At 62.0% G+C, this 11910-nt stretch carries 8 protein-coding genes; all 8 read left to right on the top strand.

Going from position 1 to position 11910, the window contains the following annotated elements; translation table 11 throughout:
• The first annotated feature begins 152 nt into the window (after window positions 1–152).
• Window positions 153–1985, top strand: coding sequence for a monovalent cation:proton antiporter-2 (CPA2) family protein (locus R1H25_RS09315; protein WP_164159003.1), 1833 nt, complete (start codon window positions 153–155; stop codon window positions 1983–1985).
• Between the two features lie 391 nt (window positions 1986–2376).
• On the top strand, window positions 2377–3255 hold the full coding sequence (folD, locus tag R1H25_RS09320) for a bifunctional methylenetetrahydrofolate dehydrogenase/methenyltetrahydrofolate cyclohydrolase FolD (RefSeq protein ID WP_049402332.1): 879 nt from the start codon (window positions 2377–2379) through the stop codon (window positions 3253–3255).
• A 448-nt stretch (window positions 3256–3703) separates the two neighbouring features.
• Window positions 3704–5161 (top strand): IMP dehydrogenase, encoded by a 1458-nt coding sequence (guaB, locus tag R1H25_RS09325; RefSeq protein ID WP_005409308.1) that lies wholly within the window; start codon window positions 3704–3706, stop codon window positions 5159–5161.
• A 107-nt stretch (window positions 5162–5268) separates the two neighbouring features.
• Window positions 5269–5745 carry a hypothetical protein gene (locus tag R1H25_RS09330; RefSeq protein WP_180839126.1) on the top strand — a complete coding sequence of 159 codons (477 nt, stop codon included), beginning with the start codon at window positions 5269–5271 and terminating at the stop codon, window positions 5743–5745.
• A complete protein-coding gene (gene guaA / locus R1H25_RS09335) occupies window positions 5742–7307 on the top strand; it encodes a glutamine-hydrolyzing GMP synthase (RefSeq protein WP_317223413.1) in 1566 nt (521 codons plus the stop codon). Before R1H25_RS09330 ends, guaA begins: the two co-directional genes overlap by 4 nt.
• 246 nt (window positions 7308–7553) lie before the next feature.
• Window positions 7554–8546 (top strand): restriction endonuclease, encoded by a 993-nt coding sequence (locus R1H25_RS09340; RefSeq protein WP_317223414.1) that lies wholly within the window; start codon window positions 7554–7556, stop codon window positions 8544–8546.
• 297 nt (window positions 8547–8843) lie between these two features.
• Window positions 8844–10559 carry a class I SAM-dependent DNA methyltransferase gene (locus R1H25_RS09345; RefSeq protein WP_317223415.1) on the top strand — a complete coding sequence of 572 codons (1716 nt, stop codon included), beginning with the start codon at window positions 8844–8846 and terminating at the stop codon, window positions 10557–10559.
• A 28-nt stretch (window positions 10560–10587) separates the two neighbouring features.
• Complete coding sequence (locus R1H25_RS09350; RefSeq protein ID WP_317223416.1) at window positions 10588–11910, top strand: restriction endonuclease subunit S; 1323 nt, start codon at window positions 10588–10590, stop codon at window positions 11908–11910.

Here is an 11910-nt window from a genome sequence, read left to right on the forward strand (position 1 = left end):
ATTGAGGCGCGTACATGGTTTCGGGATGATGCAGGGGGTCACGCCCGGTATCGTTCCATCCCCAAGACAATCCGACGCAACATGCGTGCTATTGCCGTCATCGGCATTGCTCTATTGTTGAACCCGATTCTGGATCTTGGGGAAAACACCGCATGGCGGTAGAAGCAGCGACCAGCGAGCTGGTCAAGGTCGTGGCCCTGTTGGGCGCGGCGGTGGTGATGGTGCCTTTGTTCCGCCGGGCCGGCCTGGGCTCGGTGCTGGGCTACTTCGCCGCTGGCCTGGCGATCGGACCGTTCGGGCTGGGCTGGTTCTCCGACCCGCAGGCCATCCTGCATACCGCCGAGCTCGGCGTGGTGATGTTCCTGTTCGTGATCGGCCTGGAAATGCGGCCGTCGCACCTGTGGAGCCTGCGCAAGGAAATCTTCGGGCTGGGCACGCTGCAGATCGTCACCTGTGCGCTGGTGCTGACCAGCATCGCCAAGCTGTTCGGCCTGCCGTGGCAGGTGGCCTTCATCGGCGCCACCGGCTTCGTGCTCACCTCCACTGCAGTGGTGATGCAGTTGCTGGCCGAGCGCGGTGACATCGCGCTGCCGTCGGGGCAGAAGATCGTCTCGATCCTGCTGTTCGAAGACCTGCTGATCGTGCCGTTGCTGGCGCTGGTGGCCTGGATGGGCCCGAGCGCGGGCAGCGCCGATGGCGAGGGCTCGCGCTGGCTGTCGGTGGCGATCGGCGTGGGCGCCATCGTCGGCCTGGTGCTGGTCGGCCGCTTCCTGCTCAATCCGCTGTTCCGCGTGCTGGCCGAATCGAAGGCGCGCGAGGTGATGACCGCCGCCGCGCTGCTGGTGGTGCTGGGTGCCGCGCTGCTGATGCAGCTGTCCGGCCTGTCGATGGCGATGGGCGCGTTCCTGGCCGGCGTGCTGCTGAGCGAATCGACCTTCCGCCACCAGATCGAAGCAGACATCGAACCGTTCCGCGGCATCCTGCTTGGCCTGTTCTTCCTCAGCGTAGGCATGGCGCTGGACCTGGGCGTGGTGGCTGGCAACTGGCAGCTGATCCTGGGCCTGGTGCTGGCGTTGATGGCGGCCAAGGCGCTGTGCATCTACGTGGTCGCGCGCATCATGGGCAGCGACCACGCACAGGCGCTGGACCGGGGCGTGCTGATGGCGCAGGGCGGCGAGTTCGCCTTCGTGCTGTTCTCCGCCGCGGCATCGGCCGGTGTGATCAACCTGGAGATCAATGCCAACTTCACCGCCGTGGTGGTGCTGTCGATGGCGCTGACCCCGCTGGTGGTGCTGGTCTACAAGCGCATCGCGCCGAAGCCGACGGTGAACATGGACGGCGTGGACGAGGCCGAGGGCCTGTCCGGCAGCGTGCTGCTGATCGGCTTCGGCCGCTTCGGCCAGGTCGCCAGCCAGTCGCTGCTGGCGCGCGACGTGGACGTGACCATCATCGACAACGATGTGGAGATGATCCAGAGCGCGGCGCGCTTCGGTTTCAAGATCTATTACGGCGACGGTACGCGTCTGGATGTATTGCATGCTTCGGGTGCGGCCACAGCACGTGCGATTGCGGTGTGCGTGGACAAGGCTGAAGCCGCCGATCGCATTGTTGAACTGGTGGCGCACGAGTTCCCGCAGGCCAAGCTGATGGTGCGCTCGTTCGACCGCGAGCATTCGCTGCGGCTGATCCATGCCGGTGTCGATTTCCAGATCCGCGAGACGTTTGAATCGGCGGTGCTGTTCGGCCAGGCCGCGCTGGTGGAACTGGGTGCGGATGAGGACGACGCGATCGAGATTGCCGAGCAGATCCGCCGCCGCGACGCCGAGCGTTTCGAGCTGGAGATTGCCGGTGGTGGTCTGAATGCCGGCGCGCGGATGATCTACGGCAACAGCCCGCAGGGCGTACCGACGCCGACGCCGTTCACCGCGCCGAAGCGGGCAAGCAAGACGTTGAACCCGCAGGACGTGCCGGAAGAGGAAGAGTAGAGCCGAGCCCATGCTCGGCTTGCTCTTCGGTCAGGTTGCGATAAAGCCGCGCTACGCGCGTGAGCCGAGCGTAGGCTCGGCTCTACAAGGACGGGTCGGTCGGCTGTAGAGCCGAGCTCATGCTCGGCTTGCTCTTCGGTCAGGTTGCGAAAAAGCCGCGCTGCGCGCGTGAGCCGAGCGTAGGCTCGGCTCTACAAGGGCGGGCCGGTCGGCTGTAGAGCCGAGCCCATGCTCGGCTTGCGCTTCGGTGAGGTTGCGATAAAGCCGCGCTGCGCGCGTGAGCCGAGCGTAGCCTCGGCTCTACAGGGGCGGGTCGGTCGGTGCCGTGGCGGTGGGCGAGGGGGCCTGAATCGGGGACAATAGCGTCCCCGCCGCCCCACGCCTGCCTCCGATGACCGATTCCGCCCCCCAGCATCCTGCCCGCATCCTCGATGGCCGACGTATTGCCGAGGACCTGCTCGACAGCCTGAAGGTGCGCGTCGACGCCCGCGTGGCCGCCGGCGGCAGCCGCCCGGGCTTGGCCGTGGTGCTGGTCGGTGGCGACCCGGCCTCGACCGTCTACGTGCGCAACAAGCGCCGTGCCGCCGAGAAGGTCGGCATCGAGGCGCATGACTACGATCTGCCGGCCGGTACCACCGAAGCCGAGCTGCTCGACCTGATCGACCAGCTCAACGCCGATCCGAAGATCAACGGCATCCTCATCCAGCTGCCGCTGCCGGGCATCCCCGACGCACGCCGGCTGATCCAGCGCATCGACCCGCGCAAGGACGTGGACGGTTTCCACCCGGAAAACGTCGGCCACCTGGCCCTGCGCGAATTCGGCCTGCGCCCGTGCACCCCGCGCGGCATCACCACGCTGCTGGGCCACACCGACCAGCCGGTGCGCGGCCGCAACGCCACCATCGTGGGCGTGAGCAACCACGTCGGCCGCCCGATGGGCCTGGAGCTGCTGATCGCCGGCTGCACGGTGACCAGCTGCCACAAGTTCACCCCCAAGGACGTGCTGGAACAGGCCGTGCGCAACGCCGACATCCTGGTGGTGGCGGTGGGCCGCCCGGGCATCGTGCCGGGCGAGTGGGTGAAGCCGGGCGCGGTGGTGATCGACGTGGGCATCAACCGCTTGGATGACGGCCGCCTGGTGGGCGACGTCGGGTTTGAAGCGGCTGCCCAGCGGGCGAGCTGGATCACCCCGGTGCCGGGTGGCGTGGGCCCGATGACCGTGGCCACGTTGATGCAGAACACGCTGGAAGCGGCGGAAGCGCTGAGCTGACCTGCGATTGGGGAGATCTGCTGTTGGTGGGTGCCAACCGTTGGTCGGCACAATGCCGGGGCAGGCCGATGACCCGCTCTTGGTAGGTGCCAACCTTGGTTGGCACACATCCATCGGGGCCATCGGCCCATCTGGGGTGCCGGTGCCGGACGGATCGTGCCAACCAAGGTTGGCACCTACCCAAAGCAATCCAAGGTGGCTTGGATGCCCTGCATGATCCGCTCCTGGTAGGTGCCAACCTTGGTTGGCACACATCCATCGGAGCCATCGGCCCATCTGGAGTGCCGGTGCCGGACGGATCGTGCCAACCAAGGTTGGCACCTACCAAAGCGGTAGCCGGCCCCCTGAACCAACCACCGCCCGCGCGACACTGCGTCGCATCTACCCCCTGCCACGCGGCGCGAAAACAGGGTAAAATGTCGCGCTTCCCCACATCTCGGGTATGCCGATGCTGCGCATCCAGGCTGAAGCACTCACTTACGACGACGTCTCGCTCGTCCCCGCCCACTCGACCATCCTGCCCAAGGACGTCAACCTCGAAACGCGGTTGACTCGCGACCTGAAGCTGAAGCTTCCGATCCTGTCCGCAGCCATGGATACCGTCACCGAAGCCCGCCTGGCCATCGCCATGGCCCAGCTCGGCGGCATGGGCATCATCCACAAGAATCTCAGCCTGGAACAGCAGGCCGCGGAAGTGGCCAAGGTCAAGAAGTTCGAGGCCGGTGTCATCCGCGACCCGATCACCGTCGGCCCGGAAACCACCATCCGCGACGTGCTGGCCCTGACCCAGGCGCACAACATCTCCGGCGTGCCGGTGGTGGGCAGCGACGGCCTGCTGGCCGGCATCGTGACCCACCGCGATATGCGCTTCGAAACCGAGCTGGACGATCCGGTCCGCCACATCATGACCAAGAAGGATCGCCTGATCACGGTCAAGGAAGGCGCCGCATCCGACGAAGTGCTGCAGCTGCTGCACCGCAACCGCATCGAAAAGGTGCTGGTGGTCAATGATTCGTTCGAACTGCGTGGCCTGATCACCGTCAAGGACATCCAGAAGAACACCGACTTCCCGAACGCTGCCAAGGATCTGTCGACCCGCCTGCTGGTCGGCGCTGCCGTCGGCGTGGGTGGCGATACCGATCGCCGCGTGGAAGCGCTGGTGGCGGCCGGCGTGGACGTGATCGTGGTCGATACCGCGCACGGCCACTCGCAGGGCGTGCTGGACCGCGTCAGCTGGGTCAAGAAGAACTTCCCGAACGTGCAGGTCATCGGTGGCAACATCTGCACCGGCGAAGCCGCACTGGCGCTGCTGGACAGCGGCGCGGACGCAGTCAAGGTCGGCATCGGCCCGGGCTCGATCTGCACCACCCGCGTGGTTGCCGGCGTTGGCGTGCCGCAGGTCACCGCCATTGATCTGGTGGCCGAGGCGCTGCAGGACCGCATCCCGCTGATCGCCGACGGTGGCATCCGCTACTCGGGCGACATCGGCAAGGCGCTGGCCGCTGGTGCCTCGACCATCATGGTCGGTGGCCTGCTGGCCGGTACCGAGGAATCGCCGGGCGAGACCGAGCTGTACCAGGGCCGTTCGTACAAGAGCTACCGCGGCATGGGTTCGCTGGCTGCCATGGAGAAGGGGTCGAAGGACCGCTACTTCCAGGACGCCGCCACCGCCGACAAGCTGGTGCCGGAAGGCATCGAAGGCCGCGTGCCGTACCGCGGCCCGGTGGGCGGCATCATCCACCAGCTGATGGGCGGCCTGCGCGCCACCATGGGCTACGTGGGCTGCGCCACCATCGAAGACATGCGCAGCAAGCCGAAGTTCGTGAAGATCAGCGGCGCCGGCCAGCGTGAGAGCCACGTCCACGACGTGACGATCACCAAAGAGCCGCCGAACTACCGCGCCTGATGCGCTTGCGAACTGCTCTTGCGATTACGGGCAGCCTGCTGATGGCAGGCTGTTCGTTGTCCGAACCGCCGCCGCGCTCCGGGTCTCCGGGCGCGGCGGTTTCGCAATTGCAGGACGTGCAGGCGTGCCAGAACGCGTTCTCGCTGCCGAAGGGCTGGCACGTGCAGGCCGCTGGCGAACAGCGCTGGCTGCTGAAGGGCACCGGCGAGCGCCCGCTGCAGGTCACGCTGCAGTGCATTACCGAGCTGCTGCACGGGCCGGATGATCCGGTGCTGACGCCAGTACTGGGCGCGCTGGAGCCCGCACGGATGAGCGTACGCTGGGCGTCCTGGGGCGCTGCGGATTCGGGCGCTTCGATGGCGGCGCTGCAACGGCGCATCGTGCCCGGCACCGAAGTGCAGGAAATCGCTGAGCTGCCGCGCGCTGACCGCTCCAACCCCAACGCACCGCACGGCCTGCTGATGCTGCGCTGGGACGAGGAAGACCCCTCACATATTCAACAACGCGAGGCGTTCATCGCCACGCTGACGCAGAGCCTTGAAGCGCCGGGCGCTGCGAAAAACACCACTGGAACGGCACCATGACCAACATCCATAACGACAAGATCCTGATCCTCGATTTCGGCGCGCAGTACACGCAGCTGATCGCCCGCCGCATCCGCGAGCTGGGCGTCTACTGCGAAATCTGGGCGTGGGACCACAACCCGGCCGAAATCGCCGCGTTCGGCGCCAAGGGCATCATCCTGTCCGGTGGCCCGGAATCGACCACGCTGCCGGGTGCCCCGGCCGCGCCGCAGGAAGTGTTCGACAGCGGCCTGCCGATCTTCGGCATCTGCTACGGCATGCAGACCCTGGCCGCGCAGCTGGGTGGTGCGACCGAAGCCGCTGACCAGCGCGAATTCGGCCATGCCGAAGTGAACGTGATCAACCCCGATGCGCTGTTCAAGGGCCTGAGCGACCACGGCGGCGAGCCGAAGCTGAATGTCTGGATGAGCCACGGCGACCATGTCTCCGTCGCGCCCCCGGGCTTCACCATCACCGCCACCACCGACCGCATTCCGGTGGCCGCCATGGCCAACGAAGAGAAGCGCTGGTACGGCGTGCAGTTCCACCCGGAAGTGACCCACACCCTGCAGGGCCAGGCGCTGCTGCGCCGCTTCGTGGTGGATATTTGCGGTTGCCAGACCCTGTGGACCGCCGCCAACATCATCGACGACCAGATCGCCCGTGTGCGCGAACAGGTGGGCGATGACGAAGTGATCCTGGGCCTGTCCGGCGGCGTCGATTCGTCCGTGGTGGCTGCGCTGCTGCACAAGGCCATCGGCGAGAAGCTGACCTGCGTGTTCGTGGATACCGGCCTGCTGCGCTGGCAGGAAGGCGACCAGGTGATGGCGATGTTCGCCGAGCACATGGGCGTGAAGGTGGTGCGCGTGAATGCCGCCGACCGTTACTTCAGCGCGCTGGAAGGCGTGAGCGACCCGGAAGCCAAGCGCAAGATCATCGGCAACCTGTTCGTTGAGATCTTCGACGAAGAGTCGAACAATCTGAAGAACGCCAAGTGGCTGGCGCAGGGCACCATCTACCCGGACGTGATCGAGTCGGCCGGCAGCAAGACCGGCAAGGCGCATGTGATCAAGAGCCACCACAACGTGGGCGGCCTGCCGGAGCACATGAAGCTGGGCCTGGTGGAGCCGCTGCGCGAGCTGTTCAAGGATGAAGTGCGCCGCCTGGGCGTTGAGCTGGGCCTGCCGCGCACCATGGTGTACCGCCATCCGTTCCCGGGCCCGGGCCTGGGCGTGCGCATTCTGGGCGAAGTGAAGCGCGAATACGCCGAGCTGCTGGCCAAGGCCGATGCCATCTTCATTGATGAGCTGCGCAAGGCGGACCTGTACGACAAGACCAGCCAGGCGTTTGCCGTGTTCCTGCCGGTGAAGTCGGTGGGCGTGGTGGGTGATGCGCGCGCTTACGAGTGGGTGATTGCGCTAAGGGCGGTGGAGACGATCGACTTCATGACGGCGCATTGGGCGCATCTGCCGTATGAGTTCCTGGGGACGGTGAGCAACCGGATCATCAATGAGTTGCGGGGGGTGTCGAGGGTTGTTTATGACATCTCGGGGAAGCCGCCGGCGACCATTGAGTGGGAATGAGTTGATAAGACGAGGGCGCCGAGAGGCGCCCTTGTTTTTTTGAAGGGCCGGCCCATCAGTTGAGCCTAATGAGTAGGCCTAGCTGGGACATTGACGACCATCGGGCGCTGATACAATGTCGCGGGTATCCAGTTCGCTAAGATCCTGCCTCGTAGAGCCGCCGCTGCGAAATATGAAACCCTTCGTGCTGACAGCCGAGTTCTGGGGAGGGCTGGATTAATGACATCGAGAACAGGAGGAGGCGCGATGGAACGGATGTGGATGGTTCGCGGCGATGGCGGCACCTTGTATGACGCTTTCCGTGAGCGCGGTGTGGTGGCTGTGGGCTGGAATCAGCTGGCTGCGCATGCCAAACCCGGCGTCGGTCGAAAACAGCTGATCGGCCTCTATCAGGCAGCTGAGCCCCAGGCCAAGCATGGCACGGTAGTGTCAGGCGCTTCTCAGGTCTGGCGCTTCGTCAATGACATCCGAGATGGCGATTGGGTTATTACCTATTCTCCTCCAAACCGCCTGTATTCGATCGGTAGGATTGCTGGTCCGGCCAAGCATTATGCCGACTGGACAGAGCAGGGCATGCCTTTGGCTCGAGACGTTCAATGGGGCGCGCAAGAATTGCCGCGCGATCATTTGGGCACCGGGACGAAGAACAGTCTTGGTTCCACCTTGACGTTGTTCGAGGTGCCACGAGTTGCTGCTGCCGAAGTTCTCGCCGCTCTTCAGGGGCAGTCGGCCCCGATGGCCGATGATGAGGCGGACGAGGCAGTAGCAGATCCTCTGGCTGACATCGACTCTCAAGCGGTGGAGCGAATCAAAGACCGAGTCAACGAGCTTGACTGGGACGACATGCAGCAGCTCGTGGCGGGAATATTGCGCGCCATGGGCTACAAGACCCAGGTTTCTCCGCCAGGTTCAGATCGAGGTAAAGATATTGTTGCCTCGCCGGATGGGTTCGGATTCGAGCATCCGCGCATCGTCGTGGAGGTCAAGCACCGCAGGGGGCAGATGGGAAGTCAGGAGATTCGCAGCTTCCTCGGCGGCCGCCACAAGGATGATCGCGGGCTTTACGTAAGTACTGGGGGATTCACCAAGGACGCTCAGTATGAAGCAGATCGCGCTTCCATACCTCTGGCGATGTGGACGCTAGATCACGTGGTTCGCGCTCTGATTGAGCACTATGACGCTACAGACGCCGAAACCAAGCGAATTGTGCCGCTGAAGCGACTTTACTGGCCAGCCTAACATAAGAGGAATGGTAGGTGATTCCCCCCCGAACAGAAGACCGAACAATGCAACTGAAGGTCGATTGCCTGCGGCAGTCGCGCTCGCAATAAGCGTCTGCTTGAAACGCCGGGCAGGCAGGGTAGTATCTTCTCACGCGCCAAACGGCAATTAGTCGGCTGCCGCATTAGCCCTGGCGCGGCCTCGGTAGCCTTGAGCGAGAACGTTTTTCCTTACGCAAACGCGACAACGGCCACCAAGCGAGAAGTTTATGGGGCTAGCAAGGAAGACATACATGACGAAACACGGGACAAAAACATGAAACCCATCGAACAACAATTCTTCAACGACCTGGAAAAGAAGCTCTGGTCCGCAGCAGACAAGCTACGCTCAAACCTCGATGCGGCCGTTTACAAGCACGTCGTACTTGGGCTGATCTTCCTCAAATACGTTTCCGACTCCTTCGAAGAGCGGCAACGCGAGCTACGCGAACAGTTTTCCAACCCGGACCATGACTACTACATGGCCCCAGACGAATACGGTGGCGAAGGCACTCAGGATTACGAGAAGAATATCGCCGCCGAGCTTGAAGTCCGCGATTACTACACCGAGAAGAACGTGTTCTGGGTGCCGGCAGAGGCCCGTTGGCAAACCCTGCGCGATTGCGCTCAGCTGCCGCCGAAGGCGGGGCTGCCGTGGAACAAGCCGGGCAAGGACGAGCCGGAGGAAATGCGTTCGGTCGGATGGCTGATCGACAACGCCATGGAAGCCGTCGAGCGCGAGAACGTCCGGCTGAAGAACGTGCTCAACAAGGACTTCGCTCGCGTGCAGCTCGACTCCAGCAAGCTGGCCGGATTGATAAGCCACTTCTCGGATACTGACTTCAGCGCCAAGGAATACAGGGGGCAGCCGTTAGACCTGAAGTCCAAGGACATCCTCGGCCACGTCTACGAATATTTCCTGGGCCAGTTCGCCCTGGCCGAAGGCAAAAAGGGTGGCCAGTACTACACGCCCAAGAGCATCGTTACCCTGATCGCGGAAATGCTCCAGCCGTTCAAGGGCCGCGTCTACGACCCGGCTATGGGTTCCGGCGGCTTCTTCGTGCAGAGTGAGGAGTTCATTGAACAGCACGGCGGCAGGGCCATCAACGGTAAGAGTGGACAGATCAGCGTCTACGGGCAGGAGAGTAACCCCACGACTTGGCGACTAGCTGCGATGAACATGGCCATTCGCGGCATCGACTTCAACTTCGGTAGCGGCCCGGCCGACACCCTGCTCAACGACCTGCACCCGGACCTGCGCGCCGACTTTGTAATGGCCAACCCACCCTTCAATATGAAGGAATGGTGGAACGAAAAGTTGGCCAGCGACCCGCGCTGGATCGCTGGTACGCCGCCGCAAGGCAACGCCAACTTCGCTTGGCTGCAGCACATGCTGTATCACCTGGCGCCCACCGGCAGCATGGCGCTGCTGCTGGCCAACGGCTCCATGAGCTCCAATACCAACAACGAAGGCGAAATCCGCAAGCGGTTGGTCGAGGACGACTATGTCGAGTGCATGGTCGCGCTGCCGGGCCAGTTGTTCACCAACACCCAGATTCCGGCTTGCATCTGGCTCCTTACCCGCGACAAGCGAAACGGGTTTGCGCTCGACAAGAAGAAGCGCGACCGGCGTGGCGAGTTCCTGTTCATCGACGCCCGACAGTTAGGTTATATGAAGGATCGCGTGCTGCGCGATTTCACAAAGGACGACATCCAGAAAATCGCTGAGACTTTCCATGCCTGGCAGCAGGGCGAGGGATATGAGGATGTGCCCAGCTTCTGCTATTCTGCCACATTGAAAGACGTGCGCAACCATGAGCATGTGCTCACGCCGGGACGTTACGTGGGCGCGGCAGAGCAGGAGAATGATGGCGAACCCTTTGCCGACAAGATGCAGAGGCTGACCGGACAACTGGCGAAGCAGCTTGCGGAGGGTGCGAAGCTGGAGGCGGAGATCAAGAAGAATTTGGCGAGGCTGGGTTATGACCTCTAAGTGGAGATCAACAGCTTTCGGTGATTTGGTGGATTTTGTTTCCGAGAAGGCTAAGGCACAAGATGCAGTCTACGCAAAATACGTCTCCACTGAAAACATGCAGGCAGACTTTGGAGGCGTGGCAATAGCAGCAACCGTGCCCAAAAGTGGAAGCGTGACGAAATTCAATCTCGGCGATACGCTGTTCTCAAATATTCGAACCTATTTCAAGAAAGTTTGGCTGGCAGAGTTTGATGGATATTGCTCAAATGATGTGTTGGTCTTTCGCACTAAAGACGAAATTGTATTGCATCCGGGATTCCTAAATGGCATTTGTCGGTGGGAAAAATTCACCGAGTTCAGCATTAGAACATCCAAAGGTGCAAAAATGCCGCGCGGAGATAAAGATGCGCTGGCACAGTTTAAATTTGAATTGCCGTCCATCGAAGAGCAGCGTGCGATAGCCAAAACAATTCGCTGTTTTGATAACAAGATCGACCTCAATCGCCGCATCAACCAAACTCTTGAAGCCATGGCGCAGGCCATCTTCAAATCTTGGTTTGTCGATTTCGATCCGGTCAAGGCCAAGATCGCGGCCATCGAACAGGGCGAAGACTCCCAGCGGGCCGCCATGCGCGCCATCAGCGGCAAGACCGACGCCGAACTCGACCAGATGCCACGCGAGCACCATGACCAGCTTGCCGCCACCGTCGCACTGTTTCCCGATGCCATGGAAGAGTCGGATTTGGGAGATATTCCGAAGGGATGGACGCACGGTGTTCTGGGTGATGTTTGCAGCTTTACGGCTGGTAGCGCATTTAAGCCCGAATATCAGGGAAGCACAGAGGGAGACTATCCGTTCATCAAGGTTAGTGATATGAATCTTGCTGGCAACGAGGTATTCATACAGTCAGCTAACAACTATGTGAGCAAAGCGCAGCAGTCTGAAATGAAAGCCAAACTTCACCCAATAGGGGCGACAGTTTTTGCCAAGATTGGCGTGGCGCTGATTTCGAATCGTCGAAGATTACTGACTGCCCCAACAATCATTGACAACAATTTGATGTCAGCCAGTCCTGTTGACGGTAAGTCGGGAGTATATTTTTTGTACTCGATGCTTAGCGCGATTGATTTCAATACACTGGTTTCAGGCACTGCTTTGCCATATCTCAATGTTTCTGACCTTAAGAAGATCCCTATTGTTCGTCCTTCGCACGACGTCAATTGTGATTTTGAGCGGAAAGCATCCTCGATTTTTTCGATGATGCAGGCGCTGACGGAACAAAGTTCAACTCTCGCAGATACTCGCGACAATTTGCTGCCTAAATTGCTATCGGGTGAAGTTGAGATTTATGAATCACTTGAGGGGTGA

This window comes from Stenotrophomonas veracruzanensis (assembly GCF_032911525.1).
In the GTDB taxonomy this organism is placed as follows: domain Bacteria; phylum Pseudomonadota; class Gammaproteobacteria; order Xanthomonadales; family Xanthomonadaceae; genus Stenotrophomonas; species Stenotrophomonas africana.